This is a genomic window from Methylobacterium sp. XJLW, assembly GCF_003254375.1.
Taxonomy (GTDB): domain Bacteria; phylum Pseudomonadota; class Alphaproteobacteria; order Rhizobiales; family Beijerinckiaceae; genus Methylobacterium; species Methylobacterium fujisawaense.
On record NZ_CP016429.1, the window covers coordinates 4,056,981 to 4,075,646 of the forward strand.

Below are 18,666 nucleotides of genomic sequence, written 5' to 3' on the forward strand. Positions count from 1 at the left end.
GTCGTCGGGCTCAGGGCTCTCAGCGCGGCCCCGCCTCAGGCAGGGAGCCTTCGGGGTCCAAGGGAATTGGCGCGCGGAACGCCGCGAGACCGGCGGAGAGCCGCGCCAGCGTGGCGAGGCCGAGCGCCAGGAAGACGGCCCCGCCGGTCAGGACGACACGCTCGATCCGGTCCGTATTGATGATGTGGTCGGGGACCTCCACGCATTGCACGAGGATCTCGGCGACGAGCCCCAGCACCAGCAAGGCGAGTCCGCAATGGTGGCAGAGCGCGTCGATCGCCGCCTCGCGATCGGGATCCTCGGTCGGAAGGCCGCCGAGGAGATGGCTCACGCCAGGGCGCTCTTCCAGCACCACGCCCCAACCGATCAGGATCACGCCCATCCCCTCGATCAGATGCCCGGCCTCGTGAATCGTGGCGTGATGCTGAAATCCAGCGCCCCAGAGCAAGATCGCGACATCGACAAGCGCAAGCGTCAGCGGCAACGCGATCAGCACATTAAACGCGAAGATCGACCAGCGGTTGAGAAGTGATCTTGCCAGCATGGACCGGACGAAAGTCTGAACACGCAGGGGCACAGAACTCTGGCGCGACTCAGAGCCACTGTCCCTGGACGAAATCAGCAAGAGCGCGTCGCTTCAGCCCCGTCAAGAACTAGCGACTGTTTGGAACGCAGGGGCCGCGATATGGGATTACACGCCCCCCCCCTGAGAGACCCTGGGCACCGCGCGGCGCCAGCGGCCGCGCCGCGCACGGCGTCGAATCCCGTTTCCCATTCGGATGCGAGGCACGAAACCATCGGCCCGGCCGGATGGTGCTCGACCGCGGTCCCCGACTTTGCAGCGATACGGGCGGAGGCGTCAGGAAGGCCGCCCGAACGAACGCATCCGATCCGCTCCTGCCCCGGCGCTCACTGCTTGGCGCGATTGATGATCGCCCACAGCACGCGGGCGACGGGCTCGGTGACGGTGCGGCGGTACTTGCGGTGGACCAGCTGACCGTTGTGATAGACGTCCTGCTCCACATAGAGCCGCTCGCCGTCCCAGCGGACGATATTGTCGGACTCGATAGTCTCCTCGACGCCGAGATCGCCTCGGAGAATCGAGTTGCCTGTCTGGGTCAGCATACGCGCGTCCTCGTTCACGCAGTCGGTTCCACCCGGGGAGCGCCACCGCGGCCCTGGCAGCGCGGCTCCCGGCGGCCCCCGACACCGGGCAGCATAGGAGTGCATCGGTGTACACGCCAGCGACCCGGTGGACGCAATCGTCGGACCGTCACCGCACCGGGCGCCAGGCTCCGACGCGCCGGGATCGGTCTCGACGCGCCCCGTGTGCGCTTCGGCACGTTCAGCTCGGCCGTAAGGTGCGATGCTTCACATGCGCTCCGATCCGCATGCACGTTGCAGGCGGGACCGGCGGCGCGACGGAGGCGTCCATGCTCGCTCGCCCGTTCCGCCTGATCGCCCCGGCGCTGGCCGCCCTCGGCCTCGTGGCCCTGCGCCTCGCAAGCCCCTTCATCGGGCCGGCCTCGCCCCCGCAACCCGGCACTTCCACGGATACGGGGGTCGTGTTCCGGCACTACCTCTGAGGCTCAGCCGCGCCGGCTCAGAACGGCCGGCCCGGGCACCGGGCATGCGGATCCGACTGCGGGTCCGAGGACGATGTCGCCCTGCCGCGGGTTGTTCACCGTGAAGGGAGCCGTCTCCTGAAGACCGATGAAGCCGCGCCCCAGTTGCGGCACGAACAGGTCGCCCCCGAACCGGACGAAGCAGCGGTCGAGGACCGCCTCATAGTCGAAGGTCCGCTGGACAACCGGGCCCGCACCCGCGCCCGGCATCCCGCAATAGCCCGTGATGTCGATCTGGCCCGGCCGTGACAGCCGCATCGGCAGCGACCGACCGGGCAACAGCGTGGCGGGCGGCCCGCCATCCTGGCGGGCGACCAGGACCAGATTCGATCGATTGTAGACCCGCCGCAGGCAATCCGCCGACGCGCCGGAGACGCTCGAGACCGTCCCGGCGATGCCGAGCGCGAGTCCGGCCCATGCCCATGCTACACGCTTCGTCACCGCAATTCCTCCGCCGGCCGGGCGCTCGATCGGTCGAGGCCGTCGATCATGCCGCTTGCGACTTGAACAGCGGCCAGCTTGGCCGCGCAAGACGAACGCGGCAAGATCGGCCGCGTTCACGCGCGCCGCGTAAATTACCGCACGCTTGAAAGCCCGCAGGCTCGCCGGTCCCGCGAGGCGCGTCCTCCCGGCTAGCGCCGCTCGTAGAGCAGGCGGGCGCGGATCGTGCCCGGGATGGCGCGGATCTCTGCGAGCAGTGCCTCCGCATCCGCGTCGGTGGCGTCGGTCTCCAGCACCACGTACCCGACCTCGCCGTCGGTCTGGTAGAACTGCGCGGCGATGTTGACCTGCCCGCGGGAGAACACGCCGTTGAGGCGTCCGAGCATGCCGGGCAGGTTGCGCTGGACGTGGATGAAGCGCGTTCCGGTCGGGCGGGCCGGGAGTTGCACCTGCGGGAAGTTCACGGCGCCGACCGTCGAGCCGATATCGGAATAGTCGAGGAGCTTGCGCGCCACTTCGGAGCCGATGCGCTCCTGAGCCTCCTCGGTCGATCCCCCGATATGCGGCGTGAGGATCACGTTCTCGAGTCCCTGGAGGGGGCTGACGAAGGCCTCCGCGTTGGACCCGGGCTCCGCCGGGAAGACGTCGACGGCGGCGCCCTTGAGGTGGCCGTCGCGCAGCGCCGCCGCCAGAGCCTCGAGATCGACCACGGTGCCCCGGGCGTTGTTGATCAGGAAGGATCCGGGCTTCATCGCACGGATCTCGGCCGCGCCGATCATGTTGGCGGTGGCCTCCGTCTCGGGCACGTGCAGCGAGACCACGTCGCTCTGGCCCAGAAGCTCGTGCAGCGTCTCGGTCGGCTCGGTGTTGCCGTGGCGCAGCTTGTCGGTGTGGTCGTAATACAGAACCCGCATGCCCATGGCTTCGGCGAGCGTGGAGAGCTGCGTGCCGATGTTGCCGTAGCCGACGATGCCCAGCGTCTTGCCGCGCACCTCCAGCGAGCCCGCCGCCGACTTGTCCCAGCGGCCGGCATGGGCGCCCACCGAGCGCGGAACGATCCGGCGCAGCAGCATCACGATCTCGCCGATCGTCAGCTCCGCCACCGAGCGCGTGTTCGAGAAGGGGGCGTTGAAGACCGGAATGCCCCGATGCCGGGCGGCCTCCAGATCGACCTGATTGGTGCCGACCGAGAAACAGCCCACCGCCAGGAGCCGGTCCGACGCCGCGAAGGCGGCCGCGTCGAGTTGCGTCCGCGAGCGGATGCCCACCATGTGCACGCCCTGGAGCGCCTCGTGCAGGGCCTCCCGGTCCAGCGCCTTCGGCAGCCGGGTCAGGTTGGTGTAGCCGGCGGCCCGCATCAGTGCCACGGCGCTGTCGTTGATGCCCTCCAGCAGCAAGACCCGGATCTTGTCCTTGGGCAGGGAAAGCTTGTCGGGCGTCATGGGCATGGATCGTCTGGCAGCAGGCCCCCGGCGGCGGCCGGACGACCTTGGGTTCGAAGCGGCTCCGGATACGAGGGCGCCCTGTGCGTTGCAACATGGCGCGACGCCGGGCAGCCCCGCCCGGGGAGCGCTTCAGAGCGCGCAGCGGGGTCGCGCGGCCTCGGCCCGCGCCGAACCGTGCCGAATATTCGGGCAGGTCGACGACGCTCGGCGGGCATCTCCGACGGAACTTGAGGTCGCCTCGCGGCTTGTAGGGCCCTGTACTGTTAACGGCTCGATTTCCGGCAGCGCCGGACAGCGACCTACCATTCGGTCCTCGACGATGCACATCCGCACCGGCTTCTCGATCGCGTTCGACACGTTCGGCCCGACGCCGATGAACCTGCTGCTCAACGTCCGCCCGGAGCTGAGGCGCGACCTCGTGACCCCGGAGGTGATCACCTTCGATCCTCCGGTGGCAGCCCGGCAGCACGTCGATGCCTTCGGCAATGTCTGCACGCGCCTCGTCGCGCCGGGTGGACGGATCACCATGACGGCCGATTTCACGATCGCCGACAGCGGCCGGCCGGACGACCAGGCGCCCGACGCCCGCCAGATCGCCGTGCAGGACTTGCCCGACGACGTCCTGACCTTCCTATTGGGCTCGCGCTACTGCGACACCGACAAGCTCTCGCAGACGGCTTGGTCGCTGTTCGGCGCCACGCCGGAGGGCTGGGCGCGCGTCCAGGCCATCGTCGATTTCGCCCATAACCGCCTGCGCTTCGACTACCAGCAGGCCGACGCGACCCGCACCGCCTTCGACGGCTACACGCAGCGCGTCGGCGTGTGCCGGGACTTCGCGCATCTGGCGATAACCCTGTGCCGGTGCATGAACATCCCCGCGCGCTACGCCACCGGCTATCTGGGCGACATCGGCGTGCCGAAGGATCCGGCGCCGATGGACTTCTCCGCGTGGTTCGAGGTCTACCTCCACGGGCCCGACGGGCCGCGCTGGTACACGTTCGACGCCCGCCACAACCGGCCCCGGGTCGGCCGCATCGTCATGGCCCGCGGCCGCGACGCCACCGACTGCGCCCTGACCACGAGCTTCGGTGCCGCCCAGCTGATCCGCTTCGATGTCCATACCGACGAGGTGCCGGCCGCACCGGATGCGCTGGCCCAGGCCGCCTGAGGCGTCCCCACGCCCTAGACGGTCTCGACGGTTGGGTGCGCAGGGGCGGCGTTGTTCGCGAGGTGCAGGAACGTGGGGTCGAACTCGGCGACTTCGGCGAGCGCGTGCCAGTTCTCGATGGTCAGGATGCCGCCGCCCAGCGTGACGAGCCCGCGGCCCCGGAGCGTCCGCAGAACCCGGTTCAGGTGGACGCTCGTCAGGCCTAGGGAGTCCGCGAGTTCGGACTGCTTGGGCGCCAGCGGACAGCTCAGGCCGCGCGTCAGCCCGACCGCCTTCTGCCGGAGATAGAGCTCGCAGAACATGTGGGCGACGCGACCGAGCGCCTGCCGCCGCCCGAGACTGGTGATCCGCTCGCGGTAATGCGCGGCGTCGATCAGGCTGTCGCGCCAGAGGGTGGCGGCGAGACCGGGATTCTTCAGGAGAACCGCCCGCAGGTCGTCATGCGCGACCAGCGCCACGACGCAGGACGTCAGCGTGGCGAGGTTGTGATCCATCCGGTGCAGATGGAGGCTCTGCAGGTCTGGAAGGTCGCCCGCGATGTAGAACGACAGGATCTGGCGTCCGCCCTCGGCCAGGGCGGAATAGCGATAGACCCAGCCCTGAAGGACGAGGCAGCTCTGGTTCGGCCTGTCGCCGAACCGGACGATGTCGTGGCGCGCGGGCAGGTTCCGGACGGTGTGGGGCAGCGCGAGGAGCGCCTCGCGGTCGGCATCCGCAATCCGCGCGATGCTGTCGAGCTTGCGCGCCAGCATCTCCATCGGGGCGTTGTACCCGTTCGGCATCGGGCGTTCAGGCCTCGGTTCGCGGGGCATGGGGGATGCCGCTGTGCCGCAGACGCGGGGCACGACGGGAGACGAGATCAGGACGCAGCACGCTTCTTCCCTCAAAACGCTCCGGATGCGCCGGACAGACACCAGGCCGCGCCCGACGGACCGGTGCGGGCTCTCCTGACCGGCGGATATGCGCCGGGCAAGCGTCCGGCGGCAGACAGACTTGCCACATCCGCAGCCGGCGGCAAGACCGCACGCAAGACCGCACCTGCGCCGCGGCCATCCGACGCCCGGCGAGGCTAAAACCCTAATCGGTTGAAGTCGCAAGGCCGATGTTGTAAGGGACCCGCGTCCTCCCGGATCCCCTCTCGCGCGCCCGTCTTTCCGGTGCGCCCGCCAGGTTTCCGGCTGGACCGCCCTCGTCATCCGTATCGACGCGTCGGCAAGCCGGGTCCCGCGGGACCGGCCGCCTCTCCCGAAAGACTCCGGGAAGGCCGCGGCGAACGGGGGCGCCTGCAACGCGAGCCGCCGACGCAACGGGCCTCCGATGGAGGCCGTTCAGGAGACAGAATGACCGCAGGTACCGCTCTGGGGCGTGGCCCGAGCCGCGAGGATTTCGCAGCCCTCCTCGAGGAGAGCTTCCTCGAACACGAGATCACCGAAGGCTCCGTCGTCAAGGGTCGCGTCGTCGCGATCGAGAAGGACGTGGCCGTCATCGACATCGGCGCCAAGACGGAAGGCCGTGTCGCGCTGAAGGAATTCACCGGTCCCGGCCGCGAGGGCGAGCTGAAGGTCGGCGACGAGGTCGAGGTCTACGTCGACCGGATCGAGAACGCGCTGGGCGAAGCCGTCATCTCGCGCGACAAGGCCCGCCGCGAGGAGAGCTGGGTCAAGCTCGAGAAGTCGTTCGAGAACAACGACCGCGTCACCGGCACGATCTTCAACCAGGTCAAGGGCGGCTACACCGTCGACCTCGACGGCGCCGTGGCGTTCCTGCCGCGCTCGCAGGTCGACATCCGCCCGGTCCGCGACGTCACCCCGCTGCTGGGCACCCCGCAGCCGTTCCAGATCCTCAAGATGGATCGCCGCCGCGGCAACATCGTCGTGTCGCGCCGGACCGTCCTCGAGGAGAGCCGCGCCGAGCAGCGTTCGGAGCTGGTGGCCAACCTTGAGGAAGGTCAGGTCATCGACGGCGTCGTCAAGAACATCACCGAGTACGGCGCCTTCGTCGATCTCGGCGGGATCGACGGCCTGCTGCACGTCACCGACATGGCGTGGCGCCGCGTGAACCATCCGTCCGAGGTCGTGACCATCGGCCAGACGGTCAAGGTCAAGATCATCAAGATCAACCACGAGACGCACCGCATCTCGCTCGGCATCAAGCAGCTCCTCGCCGATCCGTGGGAGGGCATCGCCGCCCGCTACCCGGAGGGCGCCAAGCTCAAGGGCCGCGTGACCAACATCACCGACTACGGCGCCTTCGTGGAGCTGGAGCCGGGGATCGAGGGCCTGATCCACGTCTCCGAGATGAGCTGGACCAAGAAGAACGTCCATCCGGGCAAGATCGTCTCCACCTCCCAGGAGGTCGAGGTGCAGATCCTGGAGGTCGATCCGGTCAAGCGCCGCATCAGCTTGGGCCTCAAGCAGACCCTGCAGAACCCCTGGGAGGCTTTCGCCGAGAAGCACCCGGTCGGTTCCGAGGTCGAGGGCGAGGTCAAGAACAAGACCGAGTTCGGCCTGTTCATCGGCCTCGAGGGCGACGTCGACGGCATGGTCCACCTGTCGGATCTCGACTGGAACCGTCCCGGCGAGCAGGTCATCGAGGAGTTCAAGAAGGGCGACATGGTCCGCGCTCAGGTTCTCGACGTCGACGTCGAGAAGGAGCGGATCTCCCTGGGCGTGAAGCAGCTCGGCGGTGACCCCTTCGCCGAGGCCGGCGAGATCAAGAAGGGCCAGATCGTCACCTGCGAGGTCGTCGAGGTGAAGGATGCCGGCGTCGAGGTGAAGATCGTCGACACCGACATGCAGACCTTCATCCGCCGCGCCGAGCTGGCCCGCGACCGCGGCGACCAGCGTCCCGAGCGCTTCGCCGCCGGCGAGAAGTTCGACGCCCGCGTCGTCCAGTTCGACCGGAAGGCCCGCCGCGTGCAGGTCTCGATCAAGGCCCTCGAGGTCGCCGAGGAGAAGGAGGCCATGGCCCAGTTCGGCTCCGCCGATTCGGGCGCCTCGCTCGGCGACATCCTCGGCGCCGCCTTCAACAAGAAGCGCTCCGACGACGAGTAAGACGCCGACCCCGCCGCCCGGCCCGTCCGGGCGGTGGATCCCTGGCTTCGACACCCGCGCAGGACCGACGTCCTGCGCGGGTTCTTTTTTGCGCCCAGCAATTCAAGGTTGACGATGGCGGAGCGCCGGCGGGGTCGCCCCGTCCGGAACGACAGGGACGGGCCACCCGGTCATTTTCTTCGCGCGCCCCGTATCCACGCCTGCGGAAAATGCTCTAGAACACCGGCCTCGCCCGGCGCGGATCGAGCGAGCCGAAGGAAACCAAGGACTTGCCCGGCGCGAGCGCGATGCGCCCGCATCCCGTCGAGGGGGCCGGCCGGGGGGCTTTAGGGGAAGCGACAGCATGGCAGCCGATGCCGAACTGCTGATTGACCGGCGGCGCCTGCGTCGCAGGTTGTCCCTCTGGCGCGTGCTCGGCGTCGGCGGCCTCATCGTGGCGGTCGGTGCCCTGGGCTATCGGGCGCGGACGGGCGTCGAAGGCGCGTTCGCGGTCCAGCCGCAGATCGCCCGCATCTCCGTCTCCGGCTTCATCGCCGGGAGCGAGGCCACCGCCAAGCTGATGAAGCGGGTGGGGGACTCGGATGCGGTGAAGGGCGTGATCGTCTCGATCAACTCGCCCGGCGGTACGACCACGGGGTCGGAGGAGATCTTCCGCAACCTCCGGACGCTCGCCGCCAAGAAGCCGATCGTCGCCTTCGTGGACGGCACGGCCGCGTCCGGGGCCTACATCACGGCCATCGCGGCCGATCACATCGTCGCGCGTGAGACCAGCCTAGTCGGATCGATCGGCGTGCTGTTCCAGTATCCCGATTTCTCGGGGCTCTTGGACAAGGTCGGCGTCAAGGTCGAGTCGGTGAAGTCGTCGCCGCTCAAGGCCGAGCCGTCGGGCTTCACACCGACCTCGCCGGAGGCGCGCGCCGCCCTGGCCTCCGTCGTCGGCGACACCTATGCGTGGTTCAAGGGCCTCGTCGCGGAGCGCCGGGGCATGGATCCGGCGCAACTCGGCGCCGTGTCCGACGGCCGGGTGTTCAGCGGTCGCCAGAGTATCCCGCTGAAGCTGGTCGACGAGCTCGGCGGCGAGCGTCAGGCGGTGGCGTGGCTGGAGAGCGCCCGCGGCGTCCAGACGAACCTGCCGATCAAGGATTGGAAGCCCGCGACGGAGAGCCGGTTCACCCTGTGGTCCGCGGCCGGAATCGGCGCCGACCTCCTGGGCCTGGACGGCCTCGCGGCGCGCCTTCGGTCCGTGGGGGCCGAGGCACAGGCCGCCCGGGGTGGGATGCTCGCCCTCTGGCGTCCGGAACCCTGAACCACCGCCACCGCGCAGCCCGCCCCGATCCCGCGAGAAGATTCCACGCCATGATCAAGTCGGAGCTCGTCCTCAGGATCGCCGAGCAGAACCCGCATCTCTACCAGCGTGACGTGGAGATCCTGGTCAACGCGATCCTCGACACCATTTCCGATGCGCTGGCCCGCGGCGACCGGGTGGAACTGCGTGGCTTCGGGGCCTTCTCGGTGAAGCGCCGGGAGGCGCGTCGGGGACGCAACCCGCGCACGGGTGCCGCCGTTGCCGTGTCCGAGAAGGCAATCCCCGTGTTCAAGACCGGCAAGGAGATGCGCCAGCGCCTCAACGCCGCCGGGATCGGCGAGAATGCCTCGGCCGCCGAGTAGGAAGGACCTGTGAGCGCGATGATCCGTTTCCTGAAGAGCCTCGTGCTGCTGCCGATCGCCGCCTTGGTGATCCTGCTGGCGGTGGCCAACCGCGCGCCGGTGCAGCTCTCCTTCGATCCGTTCAACGCGGACGCGCCGGTCTTCAGCGTCGCTCTTCCGCTCTACGCGATCCTGTTCGGCGCCGTGGCCCTCGGCATCGTGGTCGGAGGCATCTTCACGTGGCTCGGCCAGGGCAAGACCCGCGCCCGGGCGCGCTACCATCGCCGCGAGGCCGTCCGGTACGAGCGCGAGGCGACCCGGCTGCGCACCTATGCACCCGAGAGCGAGACCGCGGGCACCTATACGGTCCCGAATACGGGCCGGACCGTGCTGCCCGCGCCGCGCTGAGCGGTTCCCGTTCGCGGCGCTGAGGCGGAAACCTCAGCGCGGCCGCCGCGCGGCCGCCACGAAGGCCGCGATCTTCGCCGGATCCTTCACCCCCGGCGCCGACTCGACCCCGGACGACACATCGACGGCGCCCAGTGCCGTGCAGGCGATGGCATCGGCGACGTTGCCGGCATCGAGGCCGCCCGACAGCATGGTGCCCTCCGGAAGCGCGGCGCCGCGCAGGATCTCCCAGTCGAAGCACCGGCCGTTGCCGCCCGGCAGGGCCGCATCCGGCGGCGCCTTGGCATCCAGCAGGATCCGGTCGGCGACCGCGGCATAGGCCGGCAGGACGGCGAGATCCGCGGACGTGGCGATGCCGAGGGCCTTCATCACCGGCCGGCCAGCGCGGGCGCGGATCGCCGCGACGCGCTCCGGGCTCTCGCGCCCATGGAGCTGGATGAGATCCGGATCCACCGCCGCGACGGCCGCGGCGAGCAAAGCGTCGTCCGGATCGACCAGCAGGATCACCCGCTCGGCCCGCCCGCGGGCGAGGGCCGACAGGGCGGCCGCTTGCTCCAGCGCCACGTGCCGGGGACTGCGCGGGAAGTGGACGAGCCCGATCCAGTCCGCCCCGGCGTCCAGAGCGGCGGTGAGAGTCGCTTCGGTGCTGAGCCCGCAGATCTTGATACGGGTCGGGGACGCGGATGAGGCCATGGGCCTCCTATAGCCGATCCAGCGTCGCCGAGCAGGCCCGTGCGACAGGCCCGTTGCTCTAATCCGCCCCCACGCCGACGAACCAGGCATCGCGCGCAGGGCGACACGTGCCGTCGCGCTGCGCGATCATCCCGTAGCCCCGCAGCGCCGCCCGGGATCCCGACGCGCCGAGGCCGTGAGATCCTGCACCACGAGATCCTGCACCACGAGCGCCTTTCCATTCCGGTCTCGCCGGCAACGCCCCGGCCTGACGGCGCAGGACATCGATGGTGAGCCAGGGTGTCCGATGCGCGCGGCCATGAGCCCGGATAGGCGGCAAGGCGCGTTGCATCGTCTTGCGCCGAAGACGCGCCTGTCCGGGCGTTTCAGAGCCCCCCTCAGACCGAGAGCCGCCTAATACAGCGCCGGCACGAAGACGTTGGGGATCGGAAATCCGCTGAAGACCACCTTCCCGTCGACGAGCCGCAGGGGTGGGAGCGCCTTGAGGGGTGTCGCGTCGGCCGGCGCGTCCGGGTTCGGACGCTGGGCCAGCCCCAGCAGGCCGCCGACCAGCTGGCCTACCAGCGCGCCCCGATCCGAGCCGAAGCGCTGGCCGACGATGCTGCCGACCAGCACGTCGACGCCGGCCGCCCGCAGGTCGATCTGGCCCGCCGGGCGGTGCGCGGCATCGAGGGCGAGGGTGCCCTTCGCCTGAACGCGCTGTGCGCCCTTGGCCAGCGACAGGGCCGTCAGGTCCAGGTTGCCGCCGGCTTGGCGCCAGCGCTCCAGCTCGCGCGCCACCGTCCCGGTCCGCAACACGGTGGCCTGCGTCAGGCTCGCATCAAGGGCCAGATCGACCGGATCCCGTGTTCCGGTGAGGGCATCGAGTTGAGGCACCGCCGCCTGATTCAGGCGCAGGCTGAGATCCACCGCACCGTCGGAATCGAAACGGCCGGGGCTCGGCCGGGCGTGCAGTTCGAGGTGCCGGCCCGCAACCGCGATCGGACCGGGCTCTGCCCCCTTCACGGTGACATCGGGATTGTCGACGACCAGAGAGGCGCGGGTGAAGCCATCCGCGGCGCCGTGGAAACTGCCCTGGAGCGCGGACCAGGACGCGTCTCCGGTCAGCGCTCCCTGCTCGACATGGAACGGACCGGCGCTCTCGAACACGACGAGGCGCGGCTGATAGATCTGCGCCACCGCGGTGCTCGGTCCCAGCCGGAAGCGTCCGTCGGCACGGTCGAGCGTGACGGCGCTGCAGCGCAGCTCGAGCCGGAACGGGTAGCCGCCGAGCGAGCGGTCCGCACAGGTCCAGGTGCGCCCGGCCGACGCCTCCCGGGCGATCCAGCCGTCGATCTCGGCGGCCGCGCGCTCACGCATCCACAGCCAGCCGGCCGACCAGCCCGCCACCACGAGGGCGAGCAGGATGTAGGGCAGGAACAGCCCGAGCCGGGATCGCCGCGCGCGCCCCACCGGGGCTGTCTGGTCGGCACCCTCCGGCCGCGTCCGATCCTGCACCATGCGCTCCGCTCCCCGACCCGATCCCCGCAGGGACATCGCGGCCTCGCCTTGAGGCCATGCAAGGGGCGAAACTGGGGCAGCGCCGCCCCGGGTCGACCGCTGCGGACGTGATCCGTCCGCGCGCGTCGCGTTTCCGGTCAGACCTGCGCCGGCTCGACGGTGTCGACCTGCAGATCTTCGACGATCGCCACCCGCTCGACGTCGTTCTCGGCCAGGCGATGCACGTGCATCTCGGTGGCCCCCCGGCGGCGGACACGGTCGAGCCAAGTCCGCCGCAGATGATCGCGCGGACTCTCGCTGGAGCTGGCCACCGAGACCATTTCGGCGATGCCCGCATTGTCCCGGCGGACGGCGATCACCACGGCCTGGGCCATCTCGTCGAGGTCGAAGCCCCCGGCCGGATGAACCCCGACCACGTAGCGGCGGCCGGAACGGCCGCGCCAGGCCGAAAGGGGAAGCGCGGGCGAGCCGCGCAGACCTGCGGTCGTCTTGAGGCGTTCTTCACGCACGTCCTGCCTCCGGGTGCGATCGTCCTTCAGGTCGCGGAGCGCGGCCGACCAGGACAGGGCTCTTCTGTTCGCCATTTGTTCCAACCTAACGCGCGATATCCACAGGCGTCAAGCGCGACGTTCCCAAGGGCAGATGTGGCGACGATACCCGTTATCCACAAGCTGGCTCAGCGCCCCTCGGGACGGAACGCGGCGGTTGCGCGGGGCTCAGCGGCGCGGCGCGGCCACGGCCGGTGCCTCGTCCGCCGGTACGGCGTGGCCGTCTGCCGCGCAGCCTGCGAGGCCACCGTCGACGAGGGCGTTCGAGGCCGTCTCGAGCCGGTCCTGGACCAGCGCCTGGAACTCCTGGCGGGGCAGGCCGGGCGGGATGGGCGGCAGGAATTCGATCACCGCCGTGCCCGGCCGGCGCACGAGGCTGTTGCGCGACCAGAACAGGCCGGTGTTCAGCGCGACGGGCAGGCAGGGGACCTTCAGGGCGGTGTAGAGATGCGAGAGCCCCTGCTTGTAGGCGGGCGGCGCGCCGACCGGCCGGCGGGTGCCCTCGGGAAAGATGATGAGCTGGCGCCCGTCCTGGATCGCCGCACCGGCCGCGGCATTCATCAGGCTCATGGCCCGGGTGCCTTTGGACCGGTCGATCGCCACCATGCCGCTGCGCGACAAGTACCAGCCGATCAGGGGGATCAGCAGCAGCTCCTTCTTCAGGACGTAGGCGAAGTTCGGCAGCACCGTGCAGAGGGCCAGGGTCTCAAGGGCCGACTGGTGCTTGGCCGCCACCAGCAGGGGACCCGTCGGGATATTCTCCAGCCCACGGAACTCGACCCGCGTTCCGGCGACGACGCGCAGCAGCCACAGGGTGATCCGCCCCCAGGCGCGGGCCAGCCGCAGAACCGACCGGCCGGAGACCAGCATGGGCAGGCCGGCGACCGCCAGGACCGCCGTGACGGCGTAGAAGCAGATGTTGAAGGCGAGGGAGCGCAGGGCGAGCATCGGATACCGTGTCGTAGCGGCCTCCTGTAGCGCGCCCGCGTGTCCGCGGCCAAGGGCGACGTCGCCGGGAGCCGTCAGGCATCCTCGGAGAGGTCGGCCTCGCGGATGCGCCCGGCGCCGCGCCCCGCGACCAGCCAGTAGACCAAGCCCGCACTCGCGCCGACCACGAACAGGATCAGCGTCAGGCGCACCTCGCCGGCGAGGAGGGCGGCATCCCGGGTTGCCCCGCCGGACCGGAGCGCGCCGCGCGTCAGCCAGGGGAGGGCGGCGGTGAGCAGGCCGCAGCCGGCGCCGTACCACAGGAAGCCGCGACATCCGAGGATCTCCCCGCCGAGACCGATCAGGGCCGGGGGCACGAACAGCAGCACGAACAGCGCCTTGGCGAGGCCGGCGACGAACAGGGCGAGTCCCTCCGGCGGGAGCCCGGCCGAGAGGTCCGACAGGGCCATGTCGAGGCCGGCGAGCGCCCCGCCGCTCAGCCAGGCCTGCGCGGCCGGATCGACGAGCAGCGCCAGGACGAGAACCACGAAGCCCGCCGGAACAGCGAGCAGGAGGGCGAAGGCCCCGAGAATGAGGCGACCGAGGGCGTGCATGGCGCCAGCCTCTACACCGGGCGCGCCCGCCCGTCGCGCGAAAGCCGCGCCCGATCCTCGCGGATCCGGCGCGGCTTCCAGGATACGGCAGCCGAAAGGGTGCCCGTCAGCCGTGGGCGGGCGCGGCGCCGCCGGAATCACCGTGGGTGTGCTTCTTCCGGAACCGCCCGATCCAGAGCGAGAAGTGGCGGATCACCACGTAGAAGACCGGCGTGAGGAACAGGCCGAAGAAGGTCGCGCCGATCATCCCGAAGAACACCGCCGTGCCGAGCGCCTGACGCATCTCGGCGCCGGGGCCGGTGGCGATCACCAGCGGCAGGGTGCCCAGGATGAACGCGAAGGCGGTCATCAGGATCGGGCGCAGGCGCAGGCGGCAGGCTTCCACCGCCGCCTCCACCGGGCCGCGATGCTCCCGCTGCTCGATGTCGTGGGCGAACTCGACGATCAGGATCGCGTTCTTCGCCGCGAGGCCGATGAGCACGATCAGGCCGATCTGGGTCAGGATGTTGTTGTCCTGGCCGCGGAACTGCACGCCCGCGAGCGCCGCCAGCACCCCGGTCGGCACCACCAGCAGGATCGCCAGCGGCAGCGCCCAGGATTCGTACTGCGCGGCGAGGACGAGGAAGACCAGCAGCACGCCGAGGGCGAAGACCGCGCCCGCGGTGCCACTCGCGGCCTTCTGCTGGTAGGCGATCTCGGTCCAGTCGTAGGAGTAGCCGTCGGGCAAAGCCTTCTTGGCGATCTCCTCCATGGCGGTCAGCGCCTGACCGGTCGAGACGCCCGGCTTGGCCACGCCCTGGACCGGGACCGAGTAGTAGAGGTTGAACCGCTGCACGATTTGCGGACCGGTCACGTCCCGCACCGAGGCGAGGGTGCCCATGGGCACCAGCGCGCCGGTGGAGGAGCGCACCTTGATCTGCGAGATGTCCTGCACCGAGGTGCGGAACGCCGCGTCGCCCTGCAGGCGCACCTGATAGATGCGGCCCAGCGTGTTGAAGTCGTTGACGTAGGTGCCGCCGAGATCCGCCTGGACCGACGAGAACACGTTCGCCAGCGGCACGTTCAGCATCCGGGCGATGGTGCGGTCGATGTCGAGGAACAGCTGCGGCGTCGAGTTGTCGAAGGTCGTGAAGACGCGCTGCACGTCCGCGCTCTGGTTGGCCTGAGCGATCACCTCGCCGGCCGCGGCCATGAGCGGGCCGATATCCGACGACTGGCGGCTCTCGATCTGCATCTTGAAGCCGCCGCCGTTGCCGAGGCCGCGGACGGGCGGCGGCGGGATCACGATGACCCGCGCCTCCTGGATGTCCGAGGTGGCCTTCAGCACGTCTCCGGTGATGACGGCCGCGCTTCGACCGACCTCCGCGCGCTCCTTCGCCCCCTTGAGGGTCAGGAACATCACGCCGGCATTGGTCGTGTTGGTGAAGGTCGCGCCGTCGAAGCCCGCGATGATCACCGCGTTGGCCACGCCGTCGACGGTCCGGGCCTGCTTGGCGGCGCGCAGACACACCTCCGTGGTGCGGTCGAGGGACGAGCCGGACGGGAGCTGGACGACGCCGATCAGGTAACCCTGGTCCTGGTCCGGGATGAAGCCCGTGGGCGTCGTCTGCGCCAGATGGAGCGTCCCGGCGATCACGGCCGCGTAGACCAGCAGCATCACGCCCAGGCCGACGATGCCGCCGGTCAGGACGCGGATCGTCCGGCCGTAGGCGTTCGACGTCGCGTCGAAGGCGCGGTTGAAGCCGTTCGCCAGCCAGTTCACGAACCGCGTCAGGAAGAACTTGGGCTCCTTGCGCGCATGATGCGGGACCAGCAGCAGCTTGCAGAGCGCCGGCGACAGGGTCAGCGAGTTGAAGGCCGAGATCAGCGTCGAGGCCGCGATGGTCAGCGCGAACTGCTTGTAGAACTGGCCCGAGATGCCCGGGATGAACGCCGTGGGCACGAACACCGCGGCGAGCACCAGCGCGATGGCGATGACCGCGCCGCCGACCTCGTCCATCGTCTTGTGGGCGGCGTCCCCCGGCGACAGGCCCTCGGCCATGTTGCGCTCGACGTTCTCCACCACCACGATGGCGTCGTCGACCACGATGCCGATGGCGAGAACCAGCCCGAACAGGGTCAGGTTGTTCAGCGAGAAGCCGAAGGCCGCCATCGCCGCGAAGGTGCCGATCAGCGACACGGGAATCGCGATCACCGGAATCAGCGCGGTGCGCCAGCTCTGGAGGAAGACCAGCACCACGATGACGACGAGGCCGACGGCCTCGAACAGGGTCTTGTAGACCTCGTGGATCGATTCCTCGATGAACTCCGTCGGGTTGTAGGCGATGCGGTACTCGACGTCCGGCGGGAATTTCTTCTTGACCTCCTCCATCACCTTCTTGACCGACGCCGCCGCGTCCAGGGCGTTCGTGCCCGGCCGCTGGAAGGCGCCGATGCCCACCGCGGGCGTGTCGTTGAGGAACGAGTTGGTCGTGTAGTCCTTCTGGCCCATCTCGACGCGGGCGATGTCCTTCACCCGGACGAGGCGCCCGTCCTGCGCCTTGATGATCACCTCGGCGAACTGCTCGGGCGTCTTGAACCGCGCCTGCGACTGAACGACGAGCTGGAACGCCTCGCTCTTGGCCGCGGGCGGACCGTTGAGTTGGCCGGCCGCCACCTGGACGTTCTGTTCCTGCAGGGCCGTGGTGACGTCGGTGACCGACAGGCCGTAGGCGGCGAGCTTGTTGGGATCGACCCAGATGCGCTCGGCATACTCGTTGCCGCCGAAGATCGTGATGTCGCCGACGCCGTCGAGGCGCAGCAGCTCGTCGCGGATGTTCAGGTAGATGTAGTTGGCGAGGTAGTTCTGGTCGTAGGTCTTGTTCGGCGAGAGCAGGTGCACGACCAGCATCAGGTCGGGGGAGGCCTTGCGCACCGTGACGCCGAGGTTGCGCACGTCCGGCGGCAGGCGCGGCTGCGCCACCGAGAGCCGGTTCTGCACCAGCACGTTGGCGATATCGAGGTTGGTGCCGACCTTGAAGGTCACGGTCAGCAGCATGTTGCCGTCGTTGGTCGACAACGACGTCATGTAGAGCATGTTGTCGACGCCGTTGACCTCCTGCTCGATCGGCGTCGCGATCGTGGCGGCCACGGTCTCGGCATTGGCGCCCGGATAGGAGGCACGCACCGTCACGGTCGGCGGCACGATCTCGGGATACTGCGAGACCGGGAGGCTCTCGTAGGCCACGAAGCCGAGGATCAGGAACACGATCGACGTGACGGACGCGAAGATCGGCCTGTCGACGAAGAAATGGGCGAAACGCATCGGTCAAACCTCTGAGGCCCGCCGGTCTCCCGGACGGGGCCCTGCGTCGTCGGTGCGGGGCGCACCCTGGGGCGCGCACGAAGGCATTCGTGACGAGCCGCGCGGGCTCAGGTCTTGCTCGGCGGCAACTCGACGGTCTCGGGCGTGACCTTCGCCCCCGGCCGCACCCGGGCGAGGCCGTTGACCACGATGGTCTCGTCGCCCTTCAGCCCCGACTGGATCACCCGGTAGCCGTCGACCTTCGGTCCCAGCACGACATCCTTCTGCTGGATGACGTTCTCGGGCCCCACCACGTAGACGATGCGCTTGTCCTGGTTGGCGGCAACCGCCTCGTCGGGGACCAGCACGCCCTGGAAGGGCTTCGTCGCCGGCATCGCGACGATGCCGAACAGGCCGGGCTTGATGAACAGGTCCGCGTTCGGGACGGTGGCGCGCAGCAGGATCGTGCCGGTGGCGTTGTCGACGCGGTTGTCGACGAAGTCGAGGGTGCCCTTGCGGGTCGGCTTCGCCTCGCCGGACAGCGAGATCAGGATCGGCACGCCCTTGCCCTGCTGGGTCTGGCCCATCCCGATGCCGAGGCTGTTCTGGTACTTGAGGAACGCCTTCTCATCGACCGTGTAGCTGAAATAAATCGGATCGAGCGAGACGATCGTGGTCAGCATCGTCTGGTCGGCGCTGACGATGTTGCCCTCGGTCACGAGGCGCCGGCTGATGCGGCCGTTGATGGGCGCCTTCACCTCGCTGAAATCGTAGTTCAGCTGGGCGTTGTTGAGGGCGGCCTGCGCGCTGTCGACGTCGGCCTGGGCCGTCTGGGAGGCCTGCCGGCGCTGGTCGGTCACCTGTTCGGAGATGTTGCCGCTGCGGGACAGGGTCTGCGCGCGCTCGAGATCCGTCTGCGAGAAGGACTGGCGCGCCTTGGCCGAGGCCAGCGCGGCCTGGGCCTGCTCCAGGGCCGCCTTGTAGGGGCGCCGGTCGATGACGAACAGCACATCCCCCTTCTTCACCGTCTGGCCGTCGACGAAGTTGATCTTCTCGAGATATCCGGTGACGCGGGCTCGGACCTCGACGTAATCGATCGCGTCGAAGCGACCGGTATACTGGTCCTGCTCGACGATCTGGCGCACCACGGGCTTGGCCACGGTGACCTTCGGCGGCGGCCCGCCCGGCGCCTGGGCGCGGGCCGCCGGGGTGAGGGGACCTGCCGCGAGACCCGCGACGAGGGCTGACAAGAGGGTGAGAAGGCTGGGAAGCCGGCTGCGCATCGGGTCCTGCTGTCCGTTGGCTGACCGTGCG

At 69.5% G+C, this 18,666-nt stretch carries 18 protein-coding genes; 6 read left to right on the forward strand and 12 right to left on the reverse strand.

Annotated elements, in window-relative coordinates:
- Positions 1-19: 19 nt before the first annotated feature.
- Together A3862_RS18860 and A3862_RS18865 are read right to left on the reverse strand one after the other, a co-directional pair.
- Positions 20-625, reverse strand: a complete 606-nt coding sequence (locus A3862_RS18860; RefSeq protein WP_236961378.1) for a hypothetical protein — start codon at positions 623-625, stop codon at positions 20-22.
- A 284-nt stretch (positions 626-909) separates the two neighbouring features.
- Positions 910-1,125, reverse strand: coding sequence for a hypothetical protein (locus A3862_RS18865; RefSeq protein ID WP_043351006.1), 216 nt, complete (start codon positions 1,123-1,125; stop codon positions 910-912).
- 308 nt (positions 1,126-1,433) lie between these two features.
- On the opposite strand from A3862_RS18865, the gene A3862_RS31575 reads away from it, so the two are divergent.
- Positions 1,434-1,586 carry a hypothetical protein gene (locus A3862_RS31575; protein ID WP_164706381.1) on the forward strand — a complete coding sequence of 51 codons (153 nt, stop codon included), beginning with the start codon at positions 1,434-1,436 and terminating at the stop codon, positions 1,584-1,586.
- A gap of 3 nt (positions 1,587-1,589) precedes the next feature.
- Here A3862_RS31575 and A3862_RS18875 read toward each other — a convergent pair whose 3' ends face one another.
- A complete protein-coding gene (locus A3862_RS18875; RefSeq protein WP_043351003.1) occupies positions 1,590-2,066 on the reverse strand; it encodes a hypothetical protein in 477 nt (158 codons plus the stop codon).
- 191 nt (positions 2,067-2,257) lie between these two features.
- On the reverse strand, positions 2,258-3,508 hold the full coding sequence (gene serA, locus A3862_RS18880) for a phosphoglycerate dehydrogenase (RefSeq protein ID WP_091955054.1): 1,251 nt from the start codon (positions 3,506-3,508) through the stop codon (positions 2,258-2,260).
- Positions 3,509-3,830: 322 nt separating this feature from the next.
- Between serA and A3862_RS18885 the strand changes: the two genes are divergently transcribed.
- Complete coding sequence (locus A3862_RS18885) at positions 3,831-4,679, forward strand: transglutaminase-like domain-containing protein (RefSeq protein WP_043757722.1); 849 nt, start codon at positions 3,831-3,833, stop codon at positions 4,677-4,679.
- 14 nt (positions 4,680-4,693) lie between these two features.
- Here the strand turns inward: A3862_RS18885 and A3862_RS18890 are convergent, their stop codons facing one another.
- Positions 4,694-5,461, reverse strand: a complete 768-nt coding sequence (locus tag A3862_RS18890) for a Crp/Fnr family transcriptional regulator (protein WP_043757719.1) — start codon at positions 5,459-5,461, stop codon at positions 4,694-4,696.
- A gap of 558 nt (positions 5,462-6,019) precedes the next feature.
- Between A3862_RS18890 and rpsA the strand changes: the two genes are divergently transcribed.
- The 4 genes from rpsA (at position 6,020) to A3862_RS18910 (ending at position 9,787) form a co-directional block, all read left to right on the forward strand.
- Positions 6,020-7,732 carry a 30S ribosomal protein S1 gene (rpsA, locus tag A3862_RS18895; RefSeq protein WP_043351014.1) on the forward strand — a complete coding sequence of 571 codons (1,713 nt, stop codon included), beginning with the start codon at positions 6,020-6,022 and terminating at the stop codon, positions 7,730-7,732.
- A 343-nt stretch (positions 7,733-8,075) separates the two neighbouring features.
- Complete coding sequence (gene sppA / locus A3862_RS18900) at positions 8,076-9,038, forward strand: signal peptide peptidase SppA (protein ID WP_043351016.1); 963 nt, start codon at positions 8,076-8,078, stop codon at positions 9,036-9,038.
- A gap of 50 nt (positions 9,039-9,088) precedes the next feature.
- The gene (locus A3862_RS18905) at positions 9,089-9,400 is read left to right on the forward strand and encodes an integration host factor subunit beta (RefSeq protein WP_043351019.1); all 312 of its coding nucleotides are present in this window, start codon (positions 9,089-9,091) and stop codon (positions 9,398-9,400) included.
- Positions 9,401-9,418: 18 nt separating this feature from the next.
- Entirely contained in the window at positions 9,419-9,787 is a 369-nt protein-coding gene (locus A3862_RS18910) for a LapA family protein (protein WP_043761190.1), read from the forward strand.
- A 33-nt stretch (positions 9,788-9,820) separates the two neighbouring features.
- Here A3862_RS18910 and A3862_RS18915 read toward each other — a convergent pair whose 3' ends face one another.
- The 7 genes from A3862_RS18915 to A3862_RS18945 all read right to left on the reverse strand — a co-directional run bounded on the left by A3862_RS18915 (position 9,821) and on the right by A3862_RS18945 (position 18,635).
- The gene (locus tag A3862_RS18915) at positions 9,821-10,480 is read right to left on the reverse strand and encodes a phosphoribosylanthranilate isomerase (protein ID WP_043757717.1); all 660 of its coding nucleotides are present in this window, start codon (positions 10,478-10,480) and stop codon (positions 9,821-9,823) included.
- Positions 10,481-10,873: 393 nt separating this feature from the next.
- Complete coding sequence (locus tag A3862_RS18920; RefSeq protein WP_043757714.1) at positions 10,874-11,980, reverse strand: DUF2125 domain-containing protein; 1,107 nt, start codon at positions 11,978-11,980, stop codon at positions 10,874-10,876.
- Positions 11,981-12,117: 137 nt separating this feature from the next.
- Positions 12,118-12,564: a hypothetical protein gene (locus A3862_RS18925; protein ID WP_043380600.1), complete on the reverse strand. Its 447-nt coding sequence runs from the start codon at positions 12,562-12,564 to the stop codon at positions 12,118-12,120.
- Positions 12,565-12,696: 132 nt separating this feature from the next.
- Positions 12,697-13,476, reverse strand: coding sequence for a lysophospholipid acyltransferase family protein (locus A3862_RS18930; RefSeq protein WP_043353151.1), 780 nt, complete (start codon positions 13,474-13,476; stop codon positions 12,697-12,699).
- A 74-nt stretch (positions 13,477-13,550) separates the two neighbouring features.
- The gene (locus A3862_RS18935; protein WP_043757711.1) at positions 13,551-14,069 is read right to left on the reverse strand and encodes a hypothetical protein; all 519 of its coding nucleotides are present in this window, start codon (positions 14,067-14,069) and stop codon (positions 13,551-13,553) included.
- Positions 14,070-14,175: 106 nt separating this feature from the next.
- Entirely contained in the window at positions 14,176-17,373 is a 3,198-nt protein-coding gene (locus A3862_RS18940) for an efflux RND transporter permease subunit (RefSeq protein WP_043380596.1), read from the reverse strand.
- A 107-nt stretch (positions 17,374-17,480) separates the two neighbouring features.
- On the reverse strand, positions 17,481-18,635 hold the full coding sequence (locus A3862_RS18945) for an efflux RND transporter periplasmic adaptor subunit (protein ID WP_043380594.1): 1,155 nt from the start codon (positions 18,633-18,635) through the stop codon (positions 17,481-17,483).
- Positions 18,636-18,666: the final 31 nt, after the last annotated feature.